At 71.8% G+C, this 13,727-nt stretch carries 14 protein-coding genes and 2 tRNA genes; 7 read left to right on the top strand and 9 right to left on the bottom strand.

Annotated features, from left to right (window positions below; translation table 11 throughout):
- Positions 1-130: 130 nt before the first annotated feature.
- From E1266_RS28435 to E1266_RS28395, 9 genes are all read right to left on the bottom strand, one after another.
- On the bottom strand, positions 131-712 hold the full coding sequence (locus E1266_RS28435; RefSeq protein ID WP_132052199.1) for a TMEM165/GDT1 family protein: 582 nt from the start codon (positions 710-712) through the stop codon (positions 131-133).
- 226 nt (positions 713-938) lie between these two features.
- On the bottom strand, positions 939-2,006 hold the full coding sequence (locus E1266_RS28430) for a UDP-N-acetylmuramate dehydrogenase (RefSeq protein ID WP_132052197.1): 1,068 nt from the start codon (positions 2,004-2,006) through the stop codon (positions 939-941).
- Positions 2,007-2,121: 115 nt separating this feature from the next.
- Entirely contained in the window at positions 2,122-2,547 is a 426-nt protein-coding gene (locus tag E1266_RS28425; RefSeq protein WP_132052196.1) for a MaoC family dehydratase, read from the bottom strand.
- A complete protein-coding gene (locus tag E1266_RS28420; protein ID WP_132052194.1) occupies positions 2,547-2,984 on the bottom strand; it encodes a MaoC family dehydratase N-terminal domain-containing protein in 438 nt (145 codons plus the stop codon). The genes E1266_RS28425 and E1266_RS28420 overlap by 1 nt, the downstream gene beginning before the upstream one ends.
- Positions 2,985-3,353: 369 nt before the next feature.
- The gene (rpmG, locus tag E1266_RS28415) at positions 3,354-3,518 is read right to left on the bottom strand and encodes a 50S ribosomal protein L33 (protein ID WP_026404241.1); all 165 of its coding nucleotides are present in this window, start codon (positions 3,516-3,518) and stop codon (positions 3,354-3,356) included.
- Between the two features lie 118 nt (positions 3,519-3,636).
- A tRNA-Met gene (locus E1266_RS28410) sits at positions 3,637-3,710 on the bottom strand.
- A 286-nt stretch (positions 3,711-3,996) separates the two neighbouring features.
- Positions 3,997-4,069: transfer RNA gene (locus E1266_RS28405), tRNA-Thr, on the bottom strand.
- A gap of 146 nt (positions 4,070-4,215) precedes the next feature.
- Positions 4,216-5,343, bottom strand: a complete 1,128-nt coding sequence (locus E1266_RS28400) for an acyl-CoA dehydrogenase family protein (RefSeq protein ID WP_132052192.1) — start codon at positions 5,341-5,343, stop codon at positions 4,216-4,218.
- A gap of 62 nt (positions 5,344-5,405) precedes the next feature.
- On the bottom strand, positions 5,406-6,128 hold the full coding sequence (locus tag E1266_RS28395) for a protein phosphatase 2C domain-containing protein (protein WP_243718990.1): 723 nt from the start codon (positions 6,126-6,128) through the stop codon (positions 5,406-5,408).
- A gap of 371 nt (positions 6,129-6,499) precedes the next feature.
- On the opposite strand from E1266_RS28395, the gene E1266_RS28390 reads away from it, so the two are divergent.
- From E1266_RS28390 to E1266_RS28360, 7 genes are all read left to right on the top strand, one after another.
- Entirely contained in the window at positions 6,500-7,345 is an 846-nt protein-coding gene (locus E1266_RS28390; protein WP_243718988.1) for an STAS domain-containing protein, read from the top strand.
- On the top strand, positions 7,345-7,707 hold the full coding sequence (locus E1266_RS28385; protein WP_165966244.1) for an STAS domain-containing protein: 363 nt from the start codon (positions 7,345-7,347) through the stop codon (positions 7,705-7,707). The genes E1266_RS28390 and E1266_RS28385 overlap by 1 nt, the downstream gene beginning before the upstream one ends.
- Positions 7,704-8,114, top strand: a complete 411-nt coding sequence (locus E1266_RS28380) for an anti-sigma regulatory factor (RefSeq protein ID WP_279436354.1) — start codon at positions 7,704-7,706, stop codon at positions 8,112-8,114. Before E1266_RS28385 ends, E1266_RS28380 begins: the two co-directional genes overlap by 4 nt.
- On the top strand, positions 8,102-9,166 hold the full coding sequence (locus E1266_RS28375; RefSeq protein WP_132052186.1) for an ATP-binding SpoIIE family protein phosphatase: 1,065 nt from the start codon (positions 8,102-8,104) through the stop codon (positions 9,164-9,166). The genes E1266_RS28380 and E1266_RS28375 overlap by 13 nt, the downstream gene beginning before the upstream one ends.
- A 3-nt stretch (positions 9,167-9,169) precedes the next feature.
- Positions 9,170-10,861, top strand: coding sequence for an ATP-binding protein (locus E1266_RS28370; RefSeq protein ID WP_207945962.1), 1,692 nt, complete (start codon positions 9,170-9,172; stop codon positions 10,859-10,861).
- Complete coding sequence (locus E1266_RS28365) at positions 10,858-12,435, top strand: fused response regulator/phosphatase (RefSeq protein ID WP_132052185.1); 1,578 nt, start codon at positions 10,858-10,860, stop codon at positions 12,433-12,435. The genes E1266_RS28370 and E1266_RS28365 overlap by 4 nt, the downstream gene beginning before the upstream one ends.
- 567 nt (positions 12,436-13,002) lie before the next feature.
- Positions 13,003-13,665, top strand: coding sequence for a class F sortase (locus tag E1266_RS28360; protein ID WP_243718986.1), 663 nt, complete (start codon positions 13,003-13,005; stop codon positions 13,663-13,665).
- Positions 13,666-13,727: the final 62 nt, after the last annotated feature.

Here is a 13,727-nt window from a genome sequence, read left to right as displayed (position 1 = left end):
GGTGCGGGTGGGGCCACGGTCGTACTCCCGTCCGGGCCCCGCCGCGGCCGGCCCCGCGGTCCTCAAGGGCCCTGCCTCCATGGTTCCCGCTCGGCGGCCGTTTCAGCCGCCGAGCGGGCCGGGAGGCGGGTCAGGCCCTGATGCCCTCGACGAGCAGCAGCACGCCGAACGCCGCGAAGCCGGCGGCGGCACCGTACTTGATGACCCGTTCGGGGAGCTTCTTGCCGAGGACCTGTCCGACCACGATCGCCAGCGCGTCCGCGGCGACCATGCCGATCGTCGACCCGGCCCACACGCCGGCCAGCGCCGCGAGGCCGCCGTGGTCGGCGGCGAGGGTGACGGTGGCGAGCATGGTCTTGTCGCCCAGCTCGGCGAGGAAGAACGCCCCGCCGACCGCCAGGATCGCCGAGCCGGTGGCGCGCCGCGCCCGGTCGCGTTCGTCGTCGTCGAGTTCGTCGCCGCGGAGCGTCCACAGCGCGAAGCCGAGGAACGCCACGCCGGCGAGGATGGAGATCGGGCCGGTCGGGAGCGCGGCGCCGAGCGCCGCGCCGAGGGCGACGCTCGCCAGGTGGACGACCGCGGTCGCGGCGGTGATGCCGATGAGCACGTGCAGCGCGCGGAAGCGGGTGGCGAAGGTCATCGCCATGAGCTGGCTCTTGTCGCCCAGCTCGGCGACGAAGATCACGACCAGGCTGATGAGGAAGGCGGACAACGGGTTACCTCTCGCTCGGATGCCGGGCGAGGGCGGGGGTTCGGGCGCGCGACCTCGGCCCGGCACGACTGCCGGGCCGAGGGTCTCGTCCGCCTCGCGGGCCCGGCTGAGCGCGGCCCTTGCTTGCGGAGGCCCGCGTGACCGGGCGCCGTCGGCGGCGCCAGTATGTCGATCACGCGATTGGGACTACTCCCCCTCGACGCCCGCCAGGCTACCAACCCGCGGGTCAGAGGGTCACGCCGACCAGGACCGGCTCGTTGACCAGCTCGACGCCGAACGCCTCGCGGACGCCGCGGCGCACCTCGCGGGCGAGCGCCAGGAGGTCGGCGGTGCTGGCGCCGCCCGGGTTGGTGAGGGCGAGGGTGTGCTTGGTGGAGATGCGCGCCGGGCCGGCGGCGTGGCCCTTGCCGAAGCCGGCGCGGTCGATCAGCCAGGCGGCGGACGTCTTGACCCGTCCGCCGGACTCCGGGTAGCGCGGGAACGTCGCGTCCGGTCCGAGGCGGTCGGCGACGCGGCGCTCCAGCTCGGCGAGCTGGCCGGGTTCGAGGACCGGGTTGGTGAAGAACGACCCGGCGCTGCGGGTGTCGGGGTCGGCCGGGTCCAGGACCATGCCCTTGCCGCGCCGCAGCTCGAGGACGGCGTCGCGCGCCTCCTTCAGCGTCACCCTGTCCCCGGGCCGGACGCCGAGCTTCTTCGCGAGCTCGGTGTAGGCGATGGGCCGCGACTCCTCGGCCTCGCGGAGCGCGTACGTCGCGTCGAGGACGACGAACCGGTCGTGCCCTTTGAATGCGCTGTGCCGGTAGGTGAAGCGGCAGGCGTCGCGGTCGAGGGCGACGACGGTGCGGGCCTCCCGGTCGTAGGCGCGGACCTCGACGATCGTCTCGCTGACGTCCTGGCCGTAGGCGCCGACGTTCTGGATCGGGGTGGCGCCGACGCGGCCGGGGATGCCGGACAGGCACTCGACTCCGGCGAGCCCGTCGGCGACGCAGCGCGCGACGAACGGGTCCCAGTCCTCGCCGGCCTGGACCCGGAGGAGGACGGTGTCGCCTTCGGCGGCGACGCGTTCGGTGCCGCGGGTGCCGACGTGGACGACGGTACCGGGGAACCCGTCGTCGGACACCACGAGGTTGCTGCCGCCGCCGAGCACGAGCACGGGTTCGCCCGCGTCGTCGGCCTTGCGGATCGCGGCGACGAGCTCCGCCTCGGTCGTCGCCTCGACGAAGCGGCGGGCGGGGCCGCCGAGCCGCAGCGTGGTGTATCCGGCCAGGTCCACCTCTTCAGCGAACACCGCCACGTCGTGTTCCCTCCCGTGCGTGCCCGGTCACTCGCCGCGTCCCGTCCGCGCCGTCCGGCGGGCCGTCCCCGCACCGGCCGGGCGGCCCGGCCGGTGCGCGGCGCCACGGTGCGGTTCAGGCGAGCTTGACGACCGCCTTCGCGCGCGTGAGGACCTTCTGGTCGTTCGACCTGGCGGTGAGCGCCACGACGACCTTGTTGTCGTCGAGCTTCTCCTCCACCTGGCCGCTGATCTCCAGGGTCGCGCCGCCCTCGTCGGGGACGACGACCGGTGAGGAGAACCGTACCCCGTAGTCGATGACGGCACCCGGGTCGCCGGCCCAGTCGGTCACGAACCGGCCGCCCTGCGCCATCGTGTACATGCCGTGCGCGATGACGTCCGGGAGCCCCACGGCCTTCGCGACGGACTCGCGCCAGTGGATGGGGTTGAAGTCGCCGGACGCGCCCGCGTACATGACGAGGTTGGCGCGGTCGACGGCGTAGGTCTGCGCGGGGATCTCGGTCCCGACCTCGACGTCGGCGTAGTTCACCTTCGCGGTCATCAGGCCCCCCGCTCCACGATCGTGTTGAAGGTCTTGCAGATCAGCTCGCCCTCGACGGTCTTGATGTCGGTCTCGACGACCATCTTCTCGTTGCTGCCGATCGACTTGATCTCGGTGACGGTCGAGGTGCAGGTCACGACGTCGCCGGCGCGGACCGGGCGGGTGTACTCGAACCGCTGCTCGCCGTGCACGACCATCGCGTAGTTCAGGTTGAGCTCGGGGTCGGCGAGGGCGGGGTTGCCGAGGGACACGACGATGGGGAAGGTCGGCGGTGCGATGACGTCGGGGTGCCCGGCCGCCTTCGCCGCCTCCTGGTCGCGGTACACGGGGTTCCGGTCGCCGATCGCGTCCGCGAATTCGCGGATCTTCACCCGGCTGACCTCGTACGGCTCGGTGGGCGGGAAGCTCCGCCCGATGAAATCACGGTTGAGTGCCATGCAATCCCGTCCCTCCAGGTCGAACAGGTGCCCGGTGCCCGCCTGGGCACACGCTGCTTCCGTCTCGGTCGGACGGTAACAGAACGGCGTTCAGCCCGCCCTCGCGGGTGTCGTGTCGCGAGAACGGGCTGATCACGTCAGAGCAAGCATGCCAAGAAGCGGGTGTTCCGCGGGCCGGGACGGACGAATTGCGGGCCACGGCACCGCGCCCGACCGGCGGGTCTCCCGGTTCCGGCCCGCGCGAGGACGCGGCGGGCGGGACTACGTCCCGACCAGGCGGTGCCGGTCAGCGGGTCCCGGGGCGGACGGCGGGCACTGGCTCCGTGCGGAAGTGCGACGGGCGGTGCCGCGTCCGTCCGGACGCCTCGGTCAGCGGGTCTCCCGGTGCGGACGGTGGGTCCGGCAGTTCGGGCAGTACTTCTTGATCTCCAGGCGGTCCGGGTCGTTGCGCCGGTTCTTCCGCGTGATGTAGTTGCGGTGCTTGCACTCCTGGCAGGCCAGCGTGATCTTCGGCCGGACGTCGGTGGCAGCCACGATGGAGTGCCTTTCTTACTGGGGAATGGGACTTCGGACCTCGGCCGCCCGTGCGGGCGGCCGGTGATCGCACCCAGCCTGCTCACCCCCGTTGGCCGGGGATGAGAGACATGGGTAGTAGCGAGGGCCGGACTTGAACCGGCGACACAGCGATTATGAGCCGCTTGCTCTGCCTGACTGAGCTACCCCGCCGTGATGGTCGGTGTGGACCGGAATGCAAGGATACCGGATGCGCACCGCGCCCCGGAAACACGAAAACCCGGACCGGGATCGGGGCATCGGTTCCACGGGTTCCGCAGGACCGCCTCCAGATTACCGGGCGGGCCGATGACCTGCGAAACGTCCACTGGAACCGGTGGGACGGTACCACAGCGCACTCTACGGAACGAAATCGGCGGCCGCGGGATTCCCGCCCCCCGGATACGCCGTCCGGATACGCCGAAGGCCCCCCCGAACCGGGACGGCCTCTGCGGTGGTGAGCCCCTTTACGGAATCGAACCGTAGACCTTCTCCTTACCATGGAGACGCTCTGCCGACTGAGCTAAAGGGGCTTGCGTCGTTCGCGCAGTGAAACCATACACGGAGACGGGACCGCACGCGAACTCGTTCGCACTGCCCGTGGACGCCGGGGACGGCGCCCGCCCGGTGCGCGACGCGCGGGTCCGGGCGGACGGCGTCCCAACGGCGTCCCCGCTGGTCAGCGCAGCAGGGTGCGGGCGATGACGAGCTGCTGGATCTGGCTCGTCCCCTCGTAGATGCGGAACAGCCGCGCGTCGCGGTAGAAGCGCTCGACGCTCACGCCGCGCATGTAGCCCATGCCGCCGAAGACCTGCACGGCGCGGTCGGCGACGCGGCCGACCATCTCCGAGCAGAAGTACTTGGTGCAGGACGGCCCGAGCTTGGTGTCCTCCCCCGCGTCGTAGGCCCTGGCCGCCTCCAGGACCATCGAGCGTCCCGCGTACAGCTCGGCCTGGGAGTCGGCGATGAGCCCCTGCACGAGCTGGTATTCGCCGATCGTGTTCCCTCCCTGGCTGCGTTCCTTCGCGTACGCGACGGTCTCGTCAAGGATCCTCTGGGCGAGACCCACGCAGACGGCGGAGATGCTGATCCGGCCGTGGGCGAGGGACGCCATGGCGGTGCGGAAGCCGGTCCCCTCCGTCCCGACCATGTTGCGGGCGGGGACACGCACGCCGTCGAAGAACACCTCGGCGGTGTGGGCGCCGCGCTGGCCCATCTTCTCGTCGGGCGGCCCGACCGTCAGGCCGTCCGCGCCCTTCTCGACGAGGAACGTCGAGATGCCCCGGGAGCCGGGGACGCCCGTCCGGGCGAAGACCATGAAGACGTCGGCCTCGGGCGCGTTGGTGATGAACCGCTTCGCGCCGTCGATGACGTAGTCGTCGCCGTCGCGCACCGCGCTCGTGGTGAGGGTGCTGGGGTCGGAGCCGGCCTCGGCCTCGGTGAGCGCGAACGCCCCGACGACCTCCCCGGACGCGAGCCGGGGCAGCCAGGCGTCCCTCTGCTCCTCCGTCCCGGCGTTGACGAGGACCTGCCCGGCGATGCCGTTGCTGGTGCCGAACATCGAGCGGAACGCGGGGCTGGCGTAGCCGATCTCGAAGACCAGCCGCACCTCCTCGCTCACCGTGAGCCCGAGACCGCCGTACTGCTCGGGCAGCGCGTAGCCGAACAGGCCCATCTCCCGCGCCGTCTGCCGCACCGGCTCCGGGATCGCGTCGGTCTCCTCGATCTCCTCCTCGCGGGGGATCACCTGGTCGCGGACGAAGCTGCGGACGGCCTTGAGCACGTCGGCGAAATCCTGAGACTCCATGCGCCCATTCTAGAATCAGATTCCAGGATGGTGCCCGCCCCCGGTGCCACCGATTTCCAGGGTCAGAACCGGACGAGGACCGCGGTGGCGTCGTCGTACCGCTTCCCCCGCGGGCCGGTCGCGGACGCCTCGGCCGCCCTGGTCCGCCGGACCAGCTCCCGCGGGCCCTCCTCGTCCAGCAGCCGGAGCAGGTCGTCCCAGCCCATCCGCCCGAACCGCTCCACCAGCCTCGACGCGCCGTCGCTCAGCACCGCCGCCCGCCGCAGCCCCGCCACCGGCACCTCGCCGGTCAGCCCCTCGTACGCGGCCTCCGGCTTCGTGCTCGCCACCCAGAACCCGCCGGGGCTGTTCCGCAGTTCCCGGACGGACTCCAGCGTGTAGCTCGGCAGGTGGTCGACGCGGTCGTCCCGGAAGACCCGCACCTCGCCAGCGTCCACCACGATCGGCGAATCGGCGAGGACGTACCACTCCACCGCCGCGCCGCGCCGGCGCAGCAGTGACACCGTCGCCGAAGGGCTGTCCGGGTTCTGCAGGTCGCAGGTCCCCGCGTGCCCCTCCCCCGTCACCTTGATCGCCTCCGCCACCAGGTCGGGGAGCGGCCGGCCGTCCTCCGGCGCCAGCAGCGCGGCGATGCACCCGCCGAGCCTGCGCACCAGCCACGCCGGGTCGTGCCGGCACCCGCTGTCCACGCCCGGCGGCGCCGTCGCCCCGTCCAGCAGCACGACCCATCCGTGCCCCGCCGCCACGAAGTCCTCGTTCGGCCGCCCCGGGGTGGCCTCGCTCACATAACTCACCTGCACGGATGCAGGTCTACCCCCTGGAGCGCCGCGTCGGTGACCGGTAGACCAAAACCCGAACGCGGCCCCCCGCGCGCCGGGCCGACTCCTCGTACCAGGCGGTAACAGCATGGACGGGCCCCGCATATTCTGCTGAGTGCCCTGGCACACATGCGGTCCGGGTACAAACGCCGAGGTCACCGGCATGGGGCGGCACATCCGCCGAGCTGACTCGGCCTCATGCGGATGGGGATGCGGCGTCTCGGGCGGCGCGGCCGGTTACCGTTGCACCACGACAAACAACCGCTTTGCGGGAGAAGTCGCGGGAAAACACGTCCATGCGGCCCCTTCCCGGCGGACAGCTGTAGATGGGAGAAACAATGAGCGGTGAGTCGAGCGGGACAGCCGAGCCACATATGTCGCACCTGCTGCGCTCACGGCGCGACGCCGTCCTGGGCCGGTGGATCGAACTGGTCACCGAGGGGACGCGCGGCCGCATCACCGAGGGCGAGGTGCGCTCGGAACTGACCGAGCTGTACGGCCTGGTCGAGGGGGCGCTCACCGACCCCGGCGGCACCACCGCGGGGGAACTGCGCGCGGCGCTCTCCGACATCTCCCGCAGCCGCGCCCGGCAGGGCTTCAGCCCCACCGAGACCGCCATCGCCGTGTTCGCGCTCAAGCGGGCCGTCCACGAGAACCTCGACGGGGCCGGCGGCGACGCGGTCTACGCCGACTTCATCGACTTCTCCGCCTACATCGACGACCTCGGGCTGGCGACCTTCGAGACGTACGCCAACGCGCGCGAGCAGGTCATCGCCGACCAGGCCGAGCAGCTGCTGGAGCTGTCCACGCCCGTGGTGAAGCTCTGGGACGGCATCCTCGGCGTCCCGCTGGTCGGCACGCTGGACTCGGCCCGCACCCAGGTGGTGATGGAGACGATGCTCCAGCTGCTCGCCGACACCGGCTCCCGCTACGCCGTGATCGACATCACGGGCGTGCCCGCCGTCGACACCGAGGTCGCACAGCACCTGCTGAAGACGGTGATGGCGGCCCGGCTGATGGGCGCCGAATGCGTCATCTCCGGCATCCGCCCCCAGATCGCGCACACCATCGCGGCGCTCGGCATCGAGTTCGGCGACATCGTCACCAAGTCCTCCCTCGCCGACGCGCTGGCCTACGCGATGCGCGGCAGCGGCCTGCGCGTCCTCGGCGGAACGGACGCGTGATGCAGCAGATCCCGATCCTCAAGATCGGCCGGTTCCTGCTGGTGTCCATCCAGATCGACCTGCAGGACCAGACCGTCGCCGCGCTCCAGGAGGACCTGGCCGACTCGATCGTCAAGACCGGGGCGCAGGGTGTGATCATCGACATCTCCGCGGTCGACATCGTGGACTCGTACATCGGCCGGATGTTCTCCACCATCGCCGCCATGTCGCGGCTGATGGACGCCGAGACCGTCGTCGTCGGCATGCGTCCCGCCGTGGCGATCACGCTGGTGGAACTCGGGCTGTCCCTCGACGGCGTCCGCACCGCGCTGGACCTGGAGCAGGGCATGCGGCTGCTCGAGTCATCGCTGGACGGCCGGTGACGACCGAGCCCGCCGGCGAGATGCCCATCGCCGGCAACGACGACGTCGTGCGCGTGCGGCAGCTCGTGCGGACCGCGGCGGCCTCGGCCGGCTTCTCCCTCGTCGACCAGACCAAGATCGTCACCGCGGCCAGCGAGCTGGCGCGCAACACGCTCGTCCACGGCGGGGGCGGCTCGGTGGGCATCGACCAGACCGTCAGCGACCGCGGCAAGCACGGTCTCCGCATCGTCTTCACCGACCAGGGCCCCGGCATCCCCGACATGGAGCAGGCCCTGGTCGAGGGATGGTCCAGCGGGAACGGGCTCGGGCTCGGGCTGTCCGGCACCCGGCGTCTCGTGGACGAGTTCTCGCTGGAGAGCGAGCCCGGCGAGGGCACCACGGTGACGGTGGTCAAGTGGATCCGCTGACGGTCGCCGACTGGACCGTCAGCCCCGCGGCGGACGAGTCGCGCTGGTTCCCCGTCGAGGAGGCCAGCGCGGCCGCCGGGGTGCGGCGCGGCATCACCCTGTTCGCCCAACGGCTCGGTTTCACCGGGGAGCGGCTCGGCCAGGTCCAGCTCGCGGCCACCGAGGCCGCCACCAACCTCGCCAAGCACGCGGTGCGCGGCGAGATGCTGGTGCGCGTCGTCCGGAACGGGCCCACCGCCGCGCTGGAGATCGTCTCCGTCGACCACGGGCCCGGCATCGCCGACGTGTCCCGCTCCCGGCTCGGCGGCTACTCCACCAGCGGGACGCTGGGCCTCGGACTCGGCTCGATCGAGCGGCTGGCCGACCGCAGCGGCCTCCACTCCCTCCCCCGGATCGGCACCACGCTCTACGCCCGGTTCCGACAGCCGGCCGACGGCCCCGCGGCCGCGCCGTCCCGGCCCGACCCGCCGTTCGCCGGGGTGACCCGCCCGATAGCCGGCGAGACGGAATGCGGCGACGCCTACGCCGCGCTGGAGACCCGCGACGGGGCGGTGTACGCGATGCTCTGCGACGGCCTCGGGCACGGGCCGCTGGCGGCGCGCGCGGCGCACGAGGCCGTCGAGGTGATGCGGGAGACCGCGCTGCCGGCGCGTCCCGCCGAGATCCTCGAACGGATCCACCGGCGGCTGCGCCCCACCCGCGGCGGCGCCGTCGCCGTCGCGCTGATCGTCCCGGAGCGGGGACGGGTACGTTATGCGGGAGTCGGGAACATCTCCGGGTGGATCGTCCACCCGGACCGCCGCACCGGGATGATCTCGGTTCCGGGGATCGCCGGTTCGCATGCCCGCGTCCGGGAACAGGTCTATGATCTGCCGCCCGGGGCCGCGGTCGTGCTGCATTCCGACGGCCTGACCGACCGGTGGGATCCCGCCGCCCGGCCCGGGCTGTTCGACCGCGAGCCCCTGCTGATCGCGGCGACCCTGCTGCGAGACGCCGGTTCCAGGCACGACGACCGTTCGGTGCTCGCGGTGACGTCGGCAGGAAGGGGGTGACCCGTGGCGGACGAACTCATGCGCCTGCAGCTCGCCGACGAGGAGGGCGTCTTCGCCGTCCGGCAGGCCGGCCGGCACGTCGCCGCCGCACTGCGGTTCCCCCACCACGACCAGGTCCGCGTCGCCACCGCCCTCAGCGAACTCGGCCGTGAGCTGTACTCCTGCTACGGCCGGGTCTCGGTCGCCTTCCAGTTCGACCGGAACCCGGACGGGAACCCCGGCCTGGTGATCGAGCTCGGCTTCGCCGCCCGGCCGGACGTGGTGATGCCCGGGGAGGGCGTCACCGCCGCCGCGCGCCTGATGGACCTCGTCGAGGAGGACGGCGCCGGCGAGCTCAGCCTCGTCCGGACCCGCAAGAACCTCCCGGCCGGCGCCTACATCACCGACGGCGAACTCGACGAGCTGCGCGTCCGGCTGCGGCAGCTGCACCCCGTCTCGGCGCTTGAGGAGCTGCGCACGCAGAACGCCGAGCTGATCGAGGCACTGGAGGAGTCCCAGCACAGGCGCGAGGAGCTCCAAGACCTCAACGCCGAACTGGAGAAGACCAACCAGGGGGTCATGGCCCTCTACACCGAACTCTCCGAAGAGCTGGAGAAGACCAACCAGGGCGTCGTGGCGCTGTACGCGGAGCTGGACGAGAAGACCGACCAGCTCCGCGAGGCCGTCGAGACGAAGAACCGCTTCTGGGCCGCCATCAGCCACGAGCTCCGCACCCCCGTCAACGGCGTCGTCGGCCTCGCCCGCCTGCTGCTCGACCCCCAGAACGGCGCCCTCGACGAGGAGCAGCAGCGGCAGGTCTCGCTGGTCATCGACACCGGGGTGGCGCTCCTCGGGATGGTGGACGAGCTGCTGGACATGGCCAAGGCCGAGCAGGGCCGGCTGGAGCCGCGCCTCGGCCTTACGGACACGCACTCCATGCTGGGCCAGCTGACCGCGCTGCTGGTGCCCATCGCGAAGAGCAAGAGCCTGACCCTGAGCGTGGACGCCGCCGACGCCCCGCCCGTCCTGGTGACGGACGAGGTGATGCTGACGCGCGTGCTGCGCAACCTGCTCGGCAACGCGCTGAAGTTCACCGATGCGGGAGAGGTGCGGCTGACCGTCCGGCCCGCCCCGGACCACGTGGTCTTCGTCGTCTCCGACACCGGCCGGGGCATCGCGCCCGCCGACCAGGAACGGGTCTTCGAGGAGTTCTACCAGGTCCCCGGCGTCAGTGCGGCGGGCACGGGGCTGGGCCTGCCCTACGCCCGGCGGCTCGTGACGCTGCTCGGCGGCGACCTGTCCCTGGACAGCGCCCTCGGTGCGGGGACCACCGTGACGGTCCGGCTGCCCACAGACCAGCCGCTCGCCGACCTCGGTCTTCGGCACGTCCTCGTCGTCCACGGCGAGGAGGCGCCGCGCCGCACCCTCCGCAGCCTGGTCGAGGGCGGGGCCGGCCGGGTGAGCGAGGCCCCGGACGCCGCCACCGCGCTGAGCATCGCCGCGTCCGACGCACCGGACCTCGTCCTGCTCGGCTCCGGCGACGACGTCACCGCCCTGCCGCCCGACGCGATGGTGGTGGCGGTCACCGAAGGCACCGCGTCCGGCCATCCACCGCCCAGGGCCGACGCCACGCTGAGCAGGGACCACATCGATCCGGTCATGCTGGCGGAAACGGTGCGGCAGATCAGGGAACGGCGAACGCAGGGGGACCGATGACGGACGTGGAGCACTGCACCGCGCTGGTCGTCGACGACGACAACACCAAGCGGTACATCATCGGCAGCTGGCTGCAGCGCGCGGGCCACACGGTCGTGTACGCCATGAACGCCGCCGAGACCTTCCAGCGCCTCGCCGAGCACGACGTGAACCTGGTCGTCCTGGACGTCAAGCTGCCCGACATGAGCGGCGTCGAGGTCTGCGCGCGGATCAAGGCGGAGCCGGAGACCGCGTCCATGCCCGTCATCCACATCTCCGCGTGGGCGGTGGACGTCACCGACCGCACCCACGGCCTCCAGCGCGGCGCCGACGCCTACCTGACCGACCCCATCGACCCGGACGAGTTCATCGCGACGGTCGAGGCCGTCATGCGCTACTACCGCGCCCGGGTGCGCGCCGAACGCATGGCCGGCCAGCTCTCCGCGTTCACCCGCACCTCCCTGGCGATCAACGCCGCGGAGACCTTCGAGCAACTGACCACGGTGGCCGCCCGCGGCGCCTACGACATCTTCCGCGAGCCCGCCTCGGTGCTCGTCCTGGCCCCGGACGGCCGTCCCCGCCGGGCGGTCAGCCTGAACGGCGAACCAGAGCAGCGCGCGAGCCCGCCCGCCGTGTTCGACCAGCTGATCGGCCTGATGGACCTCGGCGACGCGCCCGACACCACGGTCGCCCTCGTCTCAGCGCGCCAGTGGAAGTCGGTCCTGCCCGACGCGGTCGCGCACGGCGACGTCGCCGTCGTGATGTCCCGCTCGAAGCGCGGCCGCCCCCCGATCTGCATCGGGATCGAGGCCCGCGGAGAGCCCGACGAGGTCGACCTCAACATCCTCCGCCAGCTCGGCCAAGCCATGGCCCTGGCGATGGAGGCCCTGCGGTCCTTCGCCGAGCAGCACTTCATCTCCCTCACCCTGCAGCGCAGCCTGCTCCCGTCGGAGCACCCGACGGCCCCCGGCTGGACGTTCTCCGTCCGCTACGAACCGGCGAGCGACCAGGCGGAGGTGGGCGGCGACTTCTACGAGGTCATCGACCGCGGCGACCACATGCTCGTCGCCATCGGAGACGTCCAGGGCCACTCCCTGCACGCCGCGACGGTCATGGCCGAGATCCGCCACGCCCTGCGCGCCTTCGCCGAAGAGGGCCACGACGCCGTCACCATCCTGAAACTCCTGAACGGCGTCATGCTCCGCTACCACGACGACCAGACCGTCACGATGTGCCTGATGACCCTCGACGTCCACACCGGCGCCCTGCAGGTCGCCAACGCCGGCCACCTCCCCCCGCTCTACCTGGCCGACGGCGAGGCCCGCTACGGCAAGGGCGGCGGCGTCCTCCTGGGCTTCCCCGCCGACGGCGTGGCCATCGAGGAGACCGAGGTCCCCCCGGGCGGCACGGTGGTCCTCATCACCGACGGCCTGATCGAAGACCGCGGCATCCCCCTGAGCACCAACCTGGAACGCCTGCGCACCATAGCCACCCCGGTCGACGACGACCTGGAACGTTTCAGCGACCGCCTACTGGCAGAATTCGGCCACCGAGAAGACGATGTGGCCCTAGTGGCCCTCCGCCGCGCCCCCTGAACGGCCTCCGGGCGGCCTCATCCGCCGTGATGCCGCCGATCGGGTGGTCCGCCCGGTTCGAGGCGCGACCGCCATGACCGTCCAAGCCCGGAGGAGTCTGGTCCAGATTTCGGACAGGTGCGGGCGAAGATTGCTGGACCATTTCACGACGGCGCCCGCGGGCGTCCATCTCCATGGATTAGCTGATCAGCGCGGTCGCCGGGGATGGGCGAGTGTCCTCTTTTGATCATTTTCGGCCTGACCTGGAGGCCGCTTCCGGTCAGCGATCTTTGTATCCAGGCCGGCCGCAGACCCTGGGCCCTTCCGGCACCTCTTCCCGGGCCCGGTTCGTTTTCGCAGATCAGGCCATGAATGAGTCGAATCACAGGCGGACATGGTCCATCCGTTGGCACGTCTGGCACCGCCGCCGGGAGAACCACTGAGGGTAACGGCATCACATTTCGCAACATCCCCCCCACCTGCGACTTTCAGCACATCACCGCAGTAATCTCACTCTGGGCGACTATCGTCCCCTCATCGCCGCCGGGGTGACGTATCCCCCGGCACCCTCGCGAAGGAGCCCTGCCCGTGAAGCGTCATGACCGGAGTCCACGTGTCCTGGCGGCCGCCGCCGTCGGGCTCTCGGGCCTGGCCGCGGCGGCCTTCCTCGGCTCACAGGCGTTCCAGCGTCACCCGGCGACCGCGGCTCCGCCGGCACCCCCCGCCACGGGCGCGAGCGCGTCGGACGTCGCCGAGCCCGCCACGCCGCCCGCACTGCCGGCTTCGGTGCCGCTGCGGCTGGACGTGTCCCGGATCGGCGTCCGGACACCGCTGATGACCCTGGCCAAGAACCCGGACCAGACCGTCGAGACGCCCCCGCCGAGTCGCGCGCAAGAGGCCGGCTGGTACCGGCTGGGGCCCGCGCCCGGCAGCCGGGGCGCCGCGGTGATCATCGGTCATGTGGACACCGCGGACGGACCGGCGGTCTTCCACCGGCTCGGCGAACTGCGTCCGGGCGACCGGGTGGGCGTGCTCCGCGCCGACGGCCGCACCGCACTCTTCCGGATCGACTCGGTCGAGCGCTTCGACAAGGACCTGTTCCCCACCCGGCGGGTGTACGGGGACCCCGGCCACGCGGCGATCCGCCTCATCACCTGCGGTGGGCGCTTCGACCGCGGCAGCGGTCACTACACCGACAACGTCATCGCGTTCGGACACCTGGTCGGATCCGCCGGCAAGGGAACCCGCTGACGTGCGCGCCCCCCACGACCCGTTCGCGGGCAACGCGCCCCGCCCACCGCAAGGACGCCACC

Origin of the sequence: Actinomadura sp. 7K534 (genome assembly GCF_004348575.1) — a bacterium.
Taxonomy (GTDB): Bacteria; Actinomycetota; Actinomycetes; order Streptosporangiales; family Streptosporangiaceae; genus Spirillospora; species Spirillospora livida.
The sequence above is the reverse complement of the archived record's forward strand: the minus strand, read 5'-3'. Positions and strand labels throughout refer to the sequence as shown.

Excerpts from the sequence above, each read along its gene's own strand:
- E1266_RS28425 (WP_132052196.1), bottom strand. The coding sequence starts at position 2,547 with ATGACCGCGAAGGTGAACTACGCCGACGTCGAGGTCGGGACCGAGATC.
- E1266_RS28420 (WP_132052194.1), bottom strand. The coding sequence starts at position 2,984 with ATGGCACTCAACCGTGATTTCATCGGGCGGAGCTTCCCGCCCACCGAG.
- E1266_RS28400 (WP_132052192.1), bottom strand. The coding sequence starts at position 5,343 with ATGGAGTCTCAGGATTTCGCCGACGTGCTCAAGGCCGTCCGCAGCTTC.
- E1266_RS28390 (WP_243718988.1), top strand. The coding sequence starts at position 6,500 with ATGAGCGGTGAGTCGAGCGGGACAGCCGAGCCACATATGTCGCACCTG.
- E1266_RS28385 (WP_165966244.1), top strand. The coding sequence starts at position 7,345 with ATGCAGCAGATCCCGATCCTCAAGATCGGCCGGTTCCTGCTGGTGTCC.
- E1266_RS28365 (WP_132052185.1), top strand. The coding sequence starts at position 10,858 with ATGACGGACGTGGAGCACTGCACCGCGCTGGTCGTCGACGACGACAAC.